This is a genomic window from Methylocapsa sp. S129 (assembly GCF_009765995.1).
GTDB lineage: Bacteria > Pseudomonadota > Alphaproteobacteria > Rhizobiales > Beijerinckiaceae > Roseiarcus.
The window spans coordinates 320,067-333,947 of sequence record NZ_LMUI01000020.1; the positions used below are offsets into that span (position 1 = coordinate 320,067).

Here is a 13,881-nt window from a genome sequence, read left to right on the forward strand (position 1 = left end):
CGTGCGCGCTCTAAACGTGTTGCGCGCGGCAAGCTGACGGCGTGCGGACGAATGCTCTTCATTCGCCTTGAGATGGCCGGGGCAAGCCCGGCCATGACGATGGATTTGAATTGGACGCCGACGGACGAGATGGGTCTTTATCTTTTTCAGCGGTTCATTCTGTTGCTGGCGACCCTGGCCTTCGCCTCGATCGTCGTCTTCGGCGTGCTTGAGATTCTTCCCGGCAACGCCGCGCAGGTGATGCTCGGGGCGAGCGCGACGCCTGAGACCGTGGCCGCGCTCGCGCATAAACTCGGACTCGATCAGGGCGTCATCGTGCGCTACGCCGCCTGGATCGGCGGCGTCTTGCGCGGCGACTTCGGCCTCTCCTACGCCTATGATTCGCCGATAGGGCCGTTGATCGCGGAGCGGCTGGCGGTCAGCGCGCCATTGGCGCTCCTCGCCATGCTGATCACGACCGCCGTCGCCCTCGCCGCCGGCGTCTTCGCCGCGCAGCGGCGCGGCAAAAGCGGCGATGTCGCGGTGATGGCCGCCAGTCAGATCGGTTTGGCTGTGCCTAATTTCTGGTTCGCCATTCTGCTTGTTCTCGTCTTCGCCGTGCATTGGCGTCTCGCGCCTTCGGGCGGCTTTCCCGGCTGGGAAGCGGGGCTTGGCCGCGCGCTCGGCGCGTTGATCTTGCCCGCGCTCGCTTTAGGTCTGGTGCAGGCGGCGGTCCTCACGCGCGTGACGCGCTCAGCGCTGCTTGACGTGCTGAATGAGGATTTCATCCGCACCGCGCGCGCCAAAGGTCTCTCAAGGCGCGCAACTCTCTGGCGCCACGCTTTGCCCAATGCGTTGACGCCGATCCTGACGATTATGGGGCTGCAATTCGCCAATCTCATCGCGGGCGCGATTGTCGTCGAATATGTCTTCACTTTGCCAGGGCTCGGGCGGCTGGTGTTTCAGTCGATCGCCAATCGCGATCTGCTGGTGGTGGAAGATTGCGTGATGCTGCTGGTGGCCATTGTCATCGGCGTGAATTTCTTCGTCGACATCGCCTGCGCGGCGATCGATCCGCGGTTGCGCAGGCGCGCGGCATGAGCGACGATCGCTTTTTCGCGCGCGCGCGGCGTAATGGCGGGTTTGTGCTGGGCGCCATTCTTGTCGCGGCGCTTATCGCCGCCGCCGCTTTGTCGCTCGTCTGGACGCCCTATCCGCCGGCCGCCATCGACGTGCCGCATAAGCTGCTGGAGCCCTCGTTCGCCCATTGGCTCGGCACCGATTCGCTGGGGCACGATGTCGTTTCGCAACTCCTGGCCGGCGCGCGCATATCGATTCTTGTGGGAATCATCGCGGTTGGCATCGGCCTTGTTTTCGGCGTCGCGCTCGGTCTCGTCGCAGCTTCCGTGGGGGGCGTCGTCGAAGACGTCATCATGAATCTTTGCGATTTCACTTTCGCGTTTCCCGCTCTGTTGCTCGCGATCATGCTCACCGCAGTGCTGGGGGCTGGCGTCGTCAACGCCATCCTGGCGATTGGCGTCGCCAACGTTCCGATCTTCGCCAAAGTGACGCGCGCGCTGGGCAATGGCGTCCTAGCTCGCGACTATGCCATGGCCGCCCGGGCGGCCGGAAAAGGTCCGGTCGCCATCGCGCTCGAACATGTGTTGCCCAATGTCGCCCCCGCTCTGATCGTGCAGGCGACCATCCAATTCGCCATCGCTATTCTCGCCGAGGCGGCTTTGTCTTATCTCGGCCTTGGCGCGCAACCGCCGCAGGCCTCCTGGGGACGCATGTTGAGCGACGCGCAGCAGTTCATGTTTTTGGCGCCGCGCCTCGCGGTTTTTCCCGGCGTCGCCATCGCCATGGCGGTGCTGGGTCTCAATCTTTTAGGCGACGGTCTGCGCGATCTGCTTGATCCACGCCTGCGGGCGAGGCGCTGAAAATGCTGCTCGAAGTCGCCGAACTCAGTGTCGACCTGCCGACTTCCGGCGGCGTGCGGCGCATCGTGCGTTCGGCGTCGTTCGCGCTGGATCACGGCCAGACGCTCGGCATTGTAGGCGAATCCGGCTCGGGCAAGACGATGACGGCGCTGGCGCTGATGGGCCTGCTTCCCGATGGCGCGACGACTTCGGGCGCCATTCTCTTCGAAGGGCGCGATCTTTTGAAGCTGAACGAAGCGCAGATGCGGGATTTACGCGGCGACCGCGTCGCGATGATCTTTCAGGAACCGATGACGGCGCTTAATCCGCTCCATTCGATTGGGCGGCAGATCGCCGAGCCGTTGATCCTGCATCGCGGCCTGTCGAACGCCGCGGCGCATGCGGAGGCGGTGAGGCTTCTGGAGCGTGTGGGTCTGCCCGATCCCGTCCGGCGCGCGCGCGCCTATCCGCATCAACTCTCAGGCGGCCAGCGTCAGAGGGCGATGATCGCGATGGCGCTTGGCTGCGCGCCGCGGCTGATTATCGCGGACGAGCCGACCACGGCGCTTGACGTCACCGTGCAGGCGCAGATTCTCGATCTCATCGCCGATCTTGGCGCGCAATCCGATATGGCGTTGATTCTGGTCAGCCACGATCTGGCGGTCATCGCTCAGAATTGCGAGCGCGTCCTGGTGATGTACGGCGGCATGGCGATGGAAAGCGGTCGCACGGACGATGTTCTTGCGCGGCCGGCCCATCCCTATACCAAAGCGTTGCTGCAGGCGCGCCCTCGCGTCGGCGCGCGGCGCGGCGAACGGCTGCAGGCGATCGCCGGCGCTGCGCCGTCGGCCGGCGCCATGCCGAAGGGTTGTCCCTTCGCGGGGCGATGTCCGCTGACCATCGCGGCCTGCGGCGAGGCGCTTCCGGCTCCGGTCATGCTGGGGGGCGACCATATGGCGCGCTGCATCAGGATCGACGCTGCGGAACGCGCGGCATGAGCGAACAACAGGGTGGCGCGCCGCTCCTTGAGATTGCCGACCTCGTCAAGACCTACCGCTTGCCGCGTGAGCGCCTGTTCGGACCAAGGCCGCAATTGCGCGCGGTCGATGGCGTCAGCTTCCGGGTGACCGCGGGGCGATCTTTCGGCATTGTCGGCGAATCCGGTTCTGGAAAATCGACGCTCGCCCGCGCGGCGATCGCGTTGGAATGGCCGACCTCAGGGCAAGCGCGCCTGATGGGTTCGGCGATGAATCTGGCGCCGCGCGCGGCGTTGCGCAAAATGCGCGCGCATATGCAGATGATCTTCCAGGATCCCTATGGCTCGCTCGACCCGCGCCAGACGGTTGCGCGCATTGTCGGCGAGCCGCTTGCCTGTCTCGATGGAATCTCACGCGCCGACGGAGCCGCCCGCATCGCCGAGGCGTTGCAAGCCGTGGGGTTGAGCGCGACCGACGCGCGCAAATATCCGCATGAATTCTCGGGCGGCCAGCGTCAGCGCGTCGCCATCGCGCGCGCGCTGATTACGCGGCCGAGGCTCGTCGTCGCCGATGAGCCCGTGTCCGCGCTCGATGTTTCCATTCAGGCGCAGGTGCTTAACCTGATGACCGATTTGCAGCAGCAATTCGGAATCACCTATCTGCTCATCAGTCATGATCTGGCCGTCGTCGAACACATCTGCGACGAGATCGCTGTGATGTATCGCGGCCGCTTTGTCGAAACAGGGCCGAGCGAAATTTTGCTTGCATCGCCGGCGCACCCTTATACCCGCGCGCTTATCGACGCCGCGCCGAAACTTCAGACGGCGCGGCGCCGCGCGCCCGCGCCGGCGTCCGATTCGCCGGGCCCAAAAACGGGCTGCGCCTATGCCTCGCGCTGCGCCTTCGCCCAATCAAAGTGCCGCGAGGAAGCGCCCGCGCTGCGCCCGCTCGTCGACGGACGCCATGTGGCATGTCATTTTCCGTTGTGAATCAATGGCTTGCTACTCCTTAGCGGGCGGTCTGCAAATAATTCCGCTTCTCCCTCTTGCGGCGTCACGTTGACTACCCGATGTAAATGAGCGTTACATTGCTTTCGCTTCAGGGCGAGGCGTGTTCATTTTACGGAGGCTCTTCATGAGCACGATACAGGGTGCTGTTGGCGGTTCGGGCGGGGCGCAGGACTTTGGTCCGCGCGATTGGGCGGGCGCGTCATGGCGCGGCCGCGGTTGCGGGGCAAGTCGCTGGTCGCTGTTCGAAATCGTCGCGATGGTTCTTGGCTTCATTGTGTTTTGGCCGATCGGATTGGCGATCCTCGGCTTCAAACTGTGGCAGCGCAAAGCCGGTTATTCCGGCGATCTGCAAACCGTCGCCCAGGAAAAATGGCGCGAGGCGCGCAGCGCGATGTCGAGCGGCCCGTGGCAGGGTCGACGTGGTGGTTTCCAAGGCTTCCATTCGTCTTCGACAGGCAATTCCGCGTTTGACGATTGGAAATCGGCGGAGATCGCCAGGCTTGAGGAAGAGCGTCGCAAGCTGCAGGAAGCGCATCGCGAATTCGCAGCTTTCGTCGACAATATCAGGCGGTCGAAGGATCGTGAGGAGTTCGAGCGCTTTATGAACGAGCGTCGCAATCGCCCGGCTGACGGCGCGCCCGGCCAGGGGCCGTCCGCTTAACGCTCGCTCGGTCAACTTTATTTTCCGCACATACGCAACGACCGCAGCGCTCCTCTTGGGCGCTGCGGTTTTTTTTTTGCAAAAGACTGGCGCTACGCGGAATGCGGCCCCGATCCGGCCGGCGAAGTTGGCGTTCGCACAGAATGAAATTCAGCGTCGAATTCTGATTGGCGAAAATCTTTCGCATCGCGCGGCGATTGTCCCGATCTGCCACGCGCCGCGCTTGACGCGCCGCGCTTCTTCGGGTTGCTATAGCTCTGTAAATTCAAGCCGCCGCCGAGCGGCAAGGAGCTGAAATGCATCATACTCTTCGCGTCATCGTCGCCGCGAGCGCTGCTATGCTCGCCTTTGGCGCGCTCGCTGCGCCCAAGGATAGCGTAACGATCGGGATGGTTCTCGAGCCGCCGGGTCTGGATCCAACGGCGGGTGCGGCGGCGGCGATCGGAGAGATCACGCATTACAATATTTTTGAAGGGCTCACGAAGATCAATAGCGATTTCACGGTGACGCCGCTGCTCGCGGAAAGCTGGAGCCTTTCGCCGGATTCGAAGACGCTGACGTTCAAGCTGCGCAAGGATGTTCATTTCCAGGATGGCGAGACCTTCACTTCGAAGGATGTGAAATTCTCGTTCGAACGGGCCGCCGCGGCAGATTCCACCAACAAGGAAAAGGCGTTCTTTGCTTCGATCGAAGCGATTGACGCTTCCGATCCCGCGACTGTGTCGCTGAAGTTCAAACAGCCCAGCTTTGACGCTTTGTATCACTTGGGCATGAATACCGCGGTGATCGTTGATCCTAAGAACGTCGCCGCCAATGCGACCAATCCTGTCGGCACCGGGCCTTACAAGCTTGCCAACTGGTCGAAGGGCTCCTCGATCACGCTGGAGAAATGGGACGGATACCGCGACGCTGCGAAGATCGCGATCAAGAAGGCGACATTCCGCATCATCAGCGATCCCTCTGCGGGCGTTGCGGCGTTGCTTGCCGGAGACGTCGACGCCTTTCCGCGCTTTCAGGGCGTGGACAGCCTTGCGCAATTTCAGAGCGATCCGCGCTTCCAGGTGATGGTCGGCGGCACCGAGGGCAAGACAATCCTTTCGATCAACAATAAGAAGAAACCCCTCGATGATGTGCGGGTTCGTCGCGCCATTGCCTATGCGATCGACCGTAAGGCGATCATTGACGGCGCGATGAGTGGTCTTGGGACGCCAATCGGCAGCCATTTGACGCCGAACGATCCTGGCTATGTCGATCTGACCGGCGAATATCCGCATGACCCAGCCAAGGCCAAGGCTCTGTTGAAAGAGGCGAGCGTCACGACGCCGCTCCAGCTTTCACTCATCCTTCCTCCACCCGCCTATGCGCGCAAGGGCGGCGAGATCATCGCGGCGCAACTGGCGGAAGTCGGCATCGAGGCGAAAATTGAAAATGTCGAATGGGCGCAATGGCTATCTGGCGTCTACAAGGAAAAGAATTTCGACCTGACGATCATCAGTCATGTCGAGCCGCTCGACATCGGCATCTACGCCAATCCCGACTATTATTTTCAATATGACAATAAGGATTTTCGCGACATCATCGCCAAGCTCAACGCCGCGCCGGACCTTGAGACCTACAAGAAGAATATGGCCGACGCTGAACGCAAACTGGCCGACGACAGCGTCAACGCGTTCCTGTTTCAACTGCCGAACCCAACTGTCGCTGATGCGAAGTTGAACGGCTTGTGGAAAGACGCGCCTATCTTCGCCAATGACCTTTCCGCGATGTCCTGGAAATAATCGCCTCGCTATGCCTCGCTATGCCTTGCTGAGACTGGCGAAGCGGTGATGCTCGCGCTTCCTCCCGAACTCTCGGGACAGGCGCGGGCGCGAGCCTTTGCCGTCTTGAATTTGTGATCGCGGCGAGGCCTGGCTTCGCGCAGACTTTGGAAATCATGAAACCACATCAGCTTTCCGCCACGGCGCTTTTGGCCGCCTATCGCGCTCGTGAGTTGTCACCGCTTGAAGCCATGAAAGATGTCCTCGATCGCGTCTCGGCATTCGAGCCGCATATCAGGGCGACCTATCTTCTGAACGCCGAACGCGCGCTGGAAGAGGCGCGGGCGTCGGAGGATCGTTGGATGCGCGCCGCCCCGGTTGGCGCGCTCGACGGCGTGCCGACCACGGTCAAGGACAATATCGCCACCAAGGGCGAGGCGGTCCCGCTCGGGACCGCGGCGAGCGACCTGGTTCTTGCAGCCGAGGATGCTCCGCCAGCGGCCAGATTGCGTGAAGCCGGCGCGATCATCTTCGCCAAGACGACCATGCCTGATTACGGCATGTTGTCGTCCGGCCTGTCGAGCTTCCATGCGCTGGCGCGCAATCCGTGGGATTTGAGTCGCAATCCGGGTGGTTCGTCGGCGGGCGCCGCCGCGGCCGCCGCTGCTGGATATGGACCGCTGCATGTGGGCACCGACATCGGCGGGTCGGTCCGATTGCCCGCCGGCTGGTGCGGCATTTTCGCGCTCAAGCCCAGCGGAGGCCGCATACCGATTGATCCGCCTTATATCGGGCGCGTCGCGGGGCCGATGACCCGCACCGTCGATGACGCGGCGCTGCTCATGGCGGCTCTCGCTCGCCCTGACGCGCGCGATTTCATGAGCCTGCCGCCGCAAGAACTGGATTGGCGCGTCCGGCCGGCGCCCTTGCGAGGCTTGCGGATCGGGCTTTTGCTGGAGGCCGGCTGCGGCGTTCCGCCGACGCCGGAAGTGCGCCGCGCCATCGAGGCTGCGGCGCGCGATTTTGCTCTCGCCGGCGCGATCGTCGAACCTTTGACGCCGTTCCTGAGCCAGGAGATGCTCGACGGACTCGATCGCTTCTGGCGCATGCGCTTGCTGATCGACATTCGTGCGCTGCCGCAGGCCAAGCGAGAGAAAATTCTGCCCTTCATCCGCGCTTGGGCGGAATCGGCCTCTGCGTTTTCGTCAGAGCAAGTGTTTCACGGGTTTAGCCAGGTCATGGCGATGCGAAAGGCGGCCGTGAGCGCGACGGCGCCGTTTGATTTTGTCCTGTCGCCGACGGCGCCGATGACCGCCTATGCCGCTGAACTGCCCTCACCGAGCAACGATCCGCTCAATCCCTTCCCACATATCGGGTTTACCGTCGCCTTCAATATGTCTGAACAGCCGGCGGCTTCGATCAATTGCGGTTATTCGGCCGAAGGCTTGCCGATCGGATTGCAGATCATCGGCCGTCGGTTCGACGATATTGGGGTTTTGTCGGTGTCGCGCGCTTTCGAAGAGATGCGCCGCGCGCAGGCTCACGCATGGCCCGAGCCTCCTGCGCTCTAAGACTTGGCGTCGTTGCGCGAGATGGCGACGACGGCGAACAAATGGGGCGCGTACGCTTCCGGCTCTTAAAATCTAAAGCGCGGCAGCACGGAGCTCCGGGGATCGCCGCGTTAGTTTCCGGGTGAGGAAGGCGCGAACCGGCAGATCATAGACAAGGTCCAAAATCCAGGCGCTGGCGAGCGCGATGAGAATCCAGCCGATCAAATTAGGCCAGAAAGCCAATCTGGGATCCCAGTGGTTCAGCCGACAAAGGACCCAGAGCGCATCGAAGATCGGTTCGTGCGTGATGTAGAGCGCATAGGAGATTGCGCCGAACCAGGCCGCCAGCCGTTGAGCGATCCCATTGAGACGAACCTGTGCGCCGACCCACACGATTCCTGGAAAGAGAATTAGCGCGCTGAACAGGCCGATCGCCTTTCCGTCATCCCGCCAGGCGAAGGCGGCGACCATGACGAATGCTAGGAGCGCAGCGATGGACGAGGGCAGGGTTGGCCGCCGATTGGCCCCAAAAATGCGAAACGCCAAAATGCCGGCGAAGAACGACCAAAACACGCGAACCCATCCGCCCAAATAGGTAGGCCAACTATGGCCCAAATTAAGCGTGCCGTAGAAGCCAGCGATCGCGATTAATCCCAAGGCGGAAACTGCGACAATCGTCGCCAAACGCAGTGTCGTCAAATGCACGTTGGCGAACGCATAAATCGCGTTGACGCCAATCTCAAGCGACAATGACCAGGCGGGAATATTTAGTGGAAACACCCGGGAGCCGAAAACCGAGAGGGCTGGCGGGGTCGGCAGAAATAGAAGCCCGAGAAAATAAGACGTCGTGATCCGTGTCCCTTCCGAAGGTGGTTGACCTAGCAACAGGGCAGCGATGATGACGACGATCGGCAATGTCGTGCCAAGCCAATAAAGCGGATAAAGACGAATCAGACGCCGCTGCATGAATTCCGGGACGGTTTGACCGGCCTGAAGTCGGGCTTCATAGGCGTGAGCAATGACAAATCCGCTTAGAATAAAGAAGAAGTCGACAGCCAAATAAGCGTTAGGGAGTAATTCCCAGCCCAGATTGTCGCTGTAGTGGTAAATGACGACCGAAATCGCGGCGATTCCGCGTAAGCCGTCGAGTGCGGAATAAGCGTGGTCCTTACCCAATGTCGCCATCCCGACGGACGCTGGCGACAGCGCCAGGCGGAATCATCCATTCGGCGCGAGTCCCATCGCGCGATCGCTGTCCGCCCGAGGTCTCGGCGACGTGACGGACCATGGCAAGAAAGTCGCTGGTTGGTGCTGACACGGGGACACGTCCACGACGGTTGGCGACAGTAAGACGCTCGCCCCTTATGTTTCTCGCAGCTTTCGATTAACAACACCTTGCCTGCTTGGCTTGCCTCTGTAGGCAGCGAAGGACGATCTCGGACGGAATCCGTCTTTCGTTCTTAACGGCGATTCCCTCCGGTGCTTCTCATTCCCCGCGTGACGACGCATCGAGCCCCAAGATATAATCGAGCGCGATCTTGCCGGGTCCGAAGGTCATGATCGCCAGCGCCATAGCGGCCCATGGCAGATGGAAATTGGCCCAGCCGTCGGGAACCGTGAGCTGAATGATCGCCGTCATCGCGAGCAGGCCAAACGCCGCATAGCGCGCGCCAAGGCCGAAAACCAACATGACGGGAAAAGTGACTTCAGCGACGCCTGACAATGTCGCCATGAGTTCGGGCGCGGGATAGGGGAGTTCGGCGCCAAAAATGTGCAGCTTGAACTCCTCGGCGAACAATGTTTTCGCCCCGAACGAAAGATTCAAAAAGCCGTCCCACTTGGTCAGGCCCGAGAACCAGAAGGGCACGGCAAGCGCAAATCTCAGTGCGAGCATCGTCAGGGATAGCGGGATGATTCCGAAGATGGCTTCTGTAAACCGCGCAACGGCGCCCGGCGCGCCGCTTTGGGCGGCGACGTTCTGGTTGATACTCATAGCTTTCTCCTTAGATTTGAAACCGCGAGATCGCCCCCGCCTCGATTAGGCCGATCAGATGGCTACCGGGGTCGAAACCCTCAAAATTCATGGCCAAATGGGCTTCGCCGAGCGTCGCGCCGTTTTGCAGCGCGTGGGCGAAGGAATAGCCGCCGAAGGGAAGAATGCGCACCCCGACATCCGCGTCTGGCCGCGAGACGAGAATCTCCTCGCCGCGCCAATCGTCAGGCGGTTTGGCGTCGCCCTCGCCCTGGTGCCCGGCCCAGATCGAGGCCGCCGGATGGCTTGAGCGGAGCAGCCTGGCGGCGGGATGGAACGCGAACCTCAAATCGCCAAGTTTTGCGGGGTCGACGGCCGCCAGCGCCGCCACGGCCAAGGGCTCGGCTTCCGCGGAATGATAGGCCTCAACCCAGGCGTTCTCCAGACGGGCGACATCGGCGAGATAAGGAAGGTCGCGCGCCGGTTCGAACTCTGCGATGAAGCCGGGAAAATTGGCGGCGTAGTGCAGAATCACCGCCGAACGCGGTTTGTTGTGCGCAACGAACGCCCGCGACATCGCGCGAAAGAACGCATCGCCGACCAGGCGCCGCGTCACGGGATAGCGGGCCTCGACGGCGGCGATCAGCGACATCGCGACATTGTTGCGGTAGACCGCGAAACGACGCGCATCTGGCCTGTTCTCGCGCCCGACCGTCTGAGCGGGCGGCGCGCGCGTCGGGTCCGCCAATGCGCGCGCAAAGGCCTCGATCGTCTGGCTAAACGGCATGGCGGCGGGCGCCTTCGTTCATTGTCGAGAGGGCTTGAGCCATTGCCGCCTCGGCGCGGCGCGCCTCGCCCAGCAAAACTGGCCATTCCGGCACGTCATTGTCCCACTCGACCAACGTGGGGATTGGTCCACGCCGCGCAATCATTTCGCGATAGAGATCCCAGACACGATCGCGCACCGGAGAATCATGCGCGTCGATCAACACGAGATGGCCGGAATCATCTCGGGCCTCTGCAAAGCCTGCAAGATGGATTTCGCCCACACGCTGGAGCGGAAACGCGTCGAGATAAGCAAGCGCATCGAAGCCGTGATTGATTGCGGAAACCAAGACATTGCCGACGTCGAGCAGAAGGCCGCAGCCTGTGCGCCTGGCGATCTCCCGGATAAAGTCGGTTTCGGAGATCGTGCTCTCTTTAAAGACCACATAAGTCGAAGGATTCTCGAGCAGCATGGGGCGACCCAATGCCGTCTGCACCTGGTCCACATGCTCGCAGACAGTCGCGAGCGTCTCCTGCGTATAGGGAAGCGGCAGAAGGTCGTTCAGGTAGCCTTCGTCATGGCTCGACCAGGCGAGATGCTCCGAAAAGAGACCCGGCTGATAGCGCCTCGCGAGCGCGGCGAGGCGAGCAAGATGCTCGCGATCGAGCGGCTTTGGCGACCCGATCGAGAGCCCGACGCCATGCAACGAAAGTGGATAAAGCGCGCGAATCGCCTCAAGCCGGCGATGCGGCGGCCCGCCCGCGCCCATATAATTCTCGGCATGGATCTCAAAAAAACCCAATGCCGGCCGGTCGCGGAGGATTTCGTCGATATGTTCCGGCTTTAAGCCGACCCCGCTGCGATTGGGAAGCGCCGCGGCGACGCGTGGGGAGGGGAGGTGGGCGTCGGACATGGATGAATTCCTCGGAGGGTTCGTCGATCCTCACGAGATGACTTCGCGGTCTTCGTCGCCCATGTTACACCCCGGCTAAGAATATGTTCACCCTGCCGACCGCACATGAAGTCAAAAATGCTCCCTCGAATATGTAACATTTGTTTCAGTCGTGCGAATGACGAATGAGCGCTGCTGTGGGCGACGGCCAAATCGATGAAAAATGGGCCGGGATGATGCGCGCCGCCATAGCGGGCGACGAGGCGATCTACCGTCGGTTGCTTGAAGAAATTGCGCGCTCGGTTCGGACGATGGCGCGCGGCGCTTTCTCCCGGGCGCGCGTTGGCGATGCGGATGTCGAGGATGTCGTGCAGGAGACGTTGCTGGCGATTCACCTCAAGCGCAACACCTGGGATGGCGGCCTTCGGCTTGCCCCCTGGGTTGGCGCGATTGCGCGCCATAAAATCATCGACGCCATGCGCCGCCGCGGCGCGCGCCGATTTCAGCCGATCGAGGATTTCGAGATGACGCTCGCCGCTCCCGAGGTCGAAGATCCGCACACGCGCAGCGATGCCGAACGTCTTATAGCGCAACTTGCGCCGCGTCAGCGCGACATTGTCCGCTCAATCTCGCTTGAAGGGCAGTCGATCGCGGCAACGGCCACGCGCTTGTCGATGACCGAGGGTGCGGTTCGCGTCGCCCTGCATCGATCCCTGAAACTGCTGGCCTCTGCATGGAGGAACGCTTCGCAATGAAGACTTCCCAGCTTATCGATGCCCTTGCGGCGGACCCTTCGCGCCCGGGGCTAAACTTGGGCGCCCGATTTTCCTTAGCGCTGGGCGCCGGCGCTCTGGTTAGCGCCTGTCTCTTCGCGATGATCGTTGGGCCGCGTTCGGACATCGCCCATGCGGCGCATACGCTACGGTTCGACCTAAAATTCGTCGATACATTGGCGCTCGCTTTGCCCTCGGCGCTTCTGGCTTGGCGGCTGCTGCGTCCCGACGCGCGTCCGGGGGCCCTCGCCTTAACTTTGCTTGCGCCCTTTCTGCTACTTGGCGCCGCTGTCGTCGTAGAATTGACGCTGGTCCCTGCGGATTTGTGGGGAACGAAGCTGATCGGGTCCAATGCCATGCATTGCCTGACGATCATCCCGCTTCTGTCGATCGCGCCGCTGGCCGCTTTGCTGTTTGTCATGCGCGAGGGGGCGCCGCGCAATCCTGGGATTGCGGGGGCGCTGGCGGGCGCCGCCGCCGCGGGAATCGCAGCGACCCTTTATGCCTCGAATTGCCCGGACGATTCGCCGCTGTTCGTGGCGAGCTGGTATCCGCTCGCGACCCTGATCGTCGCAGCCGTCGGCGCTTTCGCGGGCGATCGGCTCTTGCGCTGGTAGGCGGTTCGGCGCCGCTTAGACGATCCGAACGTTATTTCACAAGAGGCTTCAAAATCGCGTTCAATTCGTCGAGGCTAAGAGCGCCGCCATAGATTTTGCCGTCGATGATGAAAGTCGGCGTGCCCGAGACCTTGAATTTGTCATCCGCCGTCTTGACGATTTGAGCGAATGCATCCGCTTTGGCCTGATCCTTGAGGCAGGCATTCGCTTTATCGTGGCTCATGCCGGTCGGCCGCAAGGCGGCGATCAGGCCGTCCAGCGGATTGCCTCCAAAAGCCCAGGAATCCTGCGAGGCGAATAGAAGCTCGATTGTCGCAAAGGCTTTGTCATCGCCAACGCAACGCGCCAGCATGAAAGCGCCAACGTCGAGATTATTGCGCGAATATTCCCTGAAAATGAACCGCACTTTGCCGGTGTCGACATAGCTCTTCTTGAATTCGGGCCAGATGTCGCGGTCAAAATGCGCGCAATGAGGGCATGTCGCCGAGCCATATTCGATCACCGGCACGCCCGCCGGGTCGCCAATTGATAATTCCGGCAGCGGGCCCGGCTCCAGCGCCTTGGCCATATCGACCGTCGAATCGGGTTTGGGCGCCGTTTGCGCGCGAGCCGCGCTCCATAGGGCGAGTCCGGGCAGTAAGGCCGTCGCGCGCATTAGGTGGCGACGCGACAGGGACGAAGAAATCAACAAAGGCGAAGACAGCAAGGTCACGATCCGTGCGCTCCCAGCGCGTCAAACTGCATGATTGGCCTGAAAAGACATTGGCCTTTTTCGCTGGAAGCGGCAAGGCGAAGGGACGGATGGAAATTTGCCGGCGAATCGGATTGACACCGCGCCTTTTGCGGCCCAGATTCCGCCTCGCTCGAGGGGAGCCCCGATTGGGGGGCTGAGATGGCGGTCAGCCGGACCCTTTGAACCTGATCCGGGTCATGCCGGCGAAGGGACGAGGTTTGGGCCAAAGCGGTTTATTTCTCCGGCCCGACTTCCTCCATAGCGCCGCGATTCGA

14 protein-coding genes and 1 riboswitch are annotated in these 13,881 nt (G+C 61.9%); of the genes, 9 read left to right on the top strand and 5 right to left on the bottom strand.

All coding sequences use genetic code 11. The features are described 5' to 3' along the window. Nucleotides 1-129 precede the first annotated feature (129 nt). From GSQ90_RS14175 to GSQ90_RS14205, 7 genes are all read left to right on the top strand, one after another. Nucleotides 130-1,080 (top strand): ABC transporter permease, encoded by a 951-nt coding sequence (locus GSQ90_RS14175; protein ID WP_158815542.1) that lies wholly within the window; start codon nt 130-132, stop codon nt 1,078-1,080. After that, complete coding sequence (locus tag GSQ90_RS14180) at nt 1,077-1,919, top strand: ABC transporter permease (RefSeq protein WP_158815471.1); 843 nt, start codon at nt 1,077-1,079, stop codon at nt 1,917-1,919. Before GSQ90_RS14175 ends, GSQ90_RS14180 begins: the two co-directional genes overlap by 4 nt. Nucleotides 1,920-1,921: 2 nt before the next feature. Continuing rightward, nucleotides 1,922-2,896 (top strand): ABC transporter ATP-binding protein, encoded by a 975-nt coding sequence (locus tag GSQ90_RS14185; RefSeq protein ID WP_158815472.1) that lies wholly within the window; start codon nt 1,922-1,924, stop codon nt 2,894-2,896. Then, entirely contained in the window at nt 2,893-3,864 is a 972-nt protein-coding gene (locus GSQ90_RS14190) for an ABC transporter ATP-binding protein (protein WP_158815473.1), read from the top strand. The genes GSQ90_RS14185 and GSQ90_RS14190 overlap by 4 nt, the downstream gene beginning before the upstream one ends. A gap of 145 nt (nt 3,865-4,009) precedes the next feature. Then, nucleotides 4,010-4,546, top strand: a complete 537-nt coding sequence (locus GSQ90_RS14195) for a DUF2852 domain-containing protein (protein WP_158815474.1) — start codon at nt 4,010-4,012, stop codon at nt 4,544-4,546. A gap of 296 nt (nt 4,547-4,842) precedes the next feature. After that, nucleotides 4,843-6,324: an ABC transporter substrate-binding protein gene (locus tag GSQ90_RS14200; RefSeq protein WP_158815475.1), complete on the top strand. Its 1,482-nt coding sequence runs from the start codon at nt 4,843-4,845 to the stop codon at nt 6,322-6,324. Between the two features lie 155 nt (nt 6,325-6,479). Next, the gene (locus GSQ90_RS14205; RefSeq protein WP_210254899.1) at nt 6,480-7,874 is read left to right on the top strand and encodes an amidase; all 1,395 of its coding nucleotides are present in this window, start codon (nt 6,480-6,482) and stop codon (nt 7,872-7,874) included. A 72-nt stretch (nt 7,875-7,946) separates the two neighbouring features. On the opposite strand, the gene GSQ90_RS14210 is transcribed toward GSQ90_RS14205, so the two are convergent. From GSQ90_RS14210 to GSQ90_RS14225, 4 genes are all read right to left on the bottom strand, one after another. Then, on the bottom strand, nt 7,947-9,029 hold the full coding sequence (locus GSQ90_RS14210; RefSeq protein ID WP_158815476.1) for an acyltransferase: 1,083 nt from the start codon (nt 9,027-9,029) through the stop codon (nt 7,947-7,949). A gap of 310 nt (nt 9,030-9,339) precedes the next feature. Beyond that, complete coding sequence (locus GSQ90_RS14215; RefSeq protein ID WP_158815477.1) at nt 9,340-9,846, bottom strand: DoxX family protein; 507 nt, start codon at nt 9,844-9,846, stop codon at nt 9,340-9,342. A 10-nt stretch (nt 9,847-9,856) separates the two neighbouring features. Continuing rightward, complete coding sequence (locus tag GSQ90_RS14220; protein WP_158815478.1) at nt 9,857-10,612, bottom strand: DUF2063 domain-containing protein; 756 nt, start codon at nt 10,610-10,612, stop codon at nt 9,857-9,859. Next, on the bottom strand, nt 10,602-11,504 hold the full coding sequence (locus GSQ90_RS14225) for a DUF692 domain-containing protein (RefSeq protein WP_158815479.1): 903 nt from the start codon (nt 11,502-11,504) through the stop codon (nt 10,602-10,604). Before GSQ90_RS14225 ends, GSQ90_RS14220 begins: the two co-directional genes overlap by 11 nt. 164 nt (nt 11,505-11,668) lie before the next feature. Between GSQ90_RS14225 and GSQ90_RS14230 the strand changes: the two genes are divergently transcribed. Then, complete coding sequence (locus GSQ90_RS14230; protein WP_158815480.1) at nt 11,669-12,238, top strand: sigma-70 family RNA polymerase sigma factor; 570 nt, start codon at nt 11,669-11,671, stop codon at nt 12,236-12,238. Then, nucleotides 12,235-12,873, top strand: coding sequence for an NrsF family protein (locus tag GSQ90_RS14235; protein ID WP_158815481.1), 639 nt, complete (start codon nt 12,235-12,237; stop codon nt 12,871-12,873). Before GSQ90_RS14230 ends, GSQ90_RS14235 begins: the two co-directional genes overlap by 4 nt. Nucleotides 12,874-12,904: 31 nt before the next feature. Here GSQ90_RS14235 and GSQ90_RS14240 read toward each other — a convergent pair whose 3' ends face one another. Beyond that, on the bottom strand, nt 12,905-13,585 hold the full coding sequence (locus GSQ90_RS14240; RefSeq protein WP_158815482.1) for a DsbA family protein: 681 nt from the start codon (nt 13,583-13,585) through the stop codon (nt 12,905-12,907). A 144-nt stretch (nt 13,586-13,729) separates the two neighbouring features. After that, a riboswitch (TPP riboswitch) is annotated at nt 13,730-13,835 on the top strand. Nucleotides 13,836-13,881 lie beyond the last annotated feature (46 nt).

Coding starts and splice junctions, on each gene's coding strand:
- GSQ90_RS14185 (WP_158815472.1), top strand. CDS start 1,922: ATGCTGCTCGAAGTCGCCGAACTCAGTGTCGACCTGCCGACTTCCGGC.
- GSQ90_RS14215 (WP_158815477.1), bottom strand. CDS start 9,846: ATGAGTATCAACCAGAACGTCGCCGCCCAAAGCGGCGCGCCGGGCGCC.
- GSQ90_RS14225 (WP_158815479.1), bottom strand. CDS start 11,504: ATGTCCGACGCCCACCTCCCCTCCCCACGCGTCGCCGCGGCGCTTCCC.
- GSQ90_RS14190 (WP_158815473.1), top strand. CDS start 2,893: ATGAGCGAACAACAGGGTGGCGCGCCGCTCCTTGAGATTGCCGACCTC.
- GSQ90_RS14220 (WP_158815478.1), bottom strand. CDS start 10,612: ATGCCGTTTAGCCAGACGATCGAGGCCTTTGCGCGCGCATTGGCGGAC.
- GSQ90_RS14175 (WP_158815542.1), top strand. CDS start 130: ATGGGTCTTTATCTTTTTCAGCGGTTCATTCTGTTGCTGGCGACCCTG.
- GSQ90_RS14230 (WP_158815480.1), top strand. CDS start 11,669: ATGAGCGCTGCTGTGGGCGACGGCCAAATCGATGAAAAATGGGCCGGG.
- GSQ90_RS14195 (WP_158815474.1), top strand. CDS start 4,010: ATGAGCACGATACAGGGTGCTGTTGGCGGTTCGGGCGGGGCGCAGGAC.
- GSQ90_RS14205 (WP_210254899.1), top strand. CDS start 6,480: ATGAAACCACATCAGCTTTCCGCCACGGCGCTTTTGGCCGCCTATCGC.
- GSQ90_RS14200 (WP_158815475.1), top strand. CDS start 4,843: ATGCATCATACTCTTCGCGTCATCGTCGCCGCGAGCGCTGCTATGCTC.
- GSQ90_RS14180 (WP_158815471.1), top strand. CDS start 1,077: ATGAGCGACGATCGCTTTTTCGCGCGCGCGCGGCGTAATGGCGGGTTT.
- GSQ90_RS14235 (WP_158815481.1), top strand. CDS start 12,235: ATGAAGACTTCCCAGCTTATCGATGCCCTTGCGGCGGACCCTTCGCGC.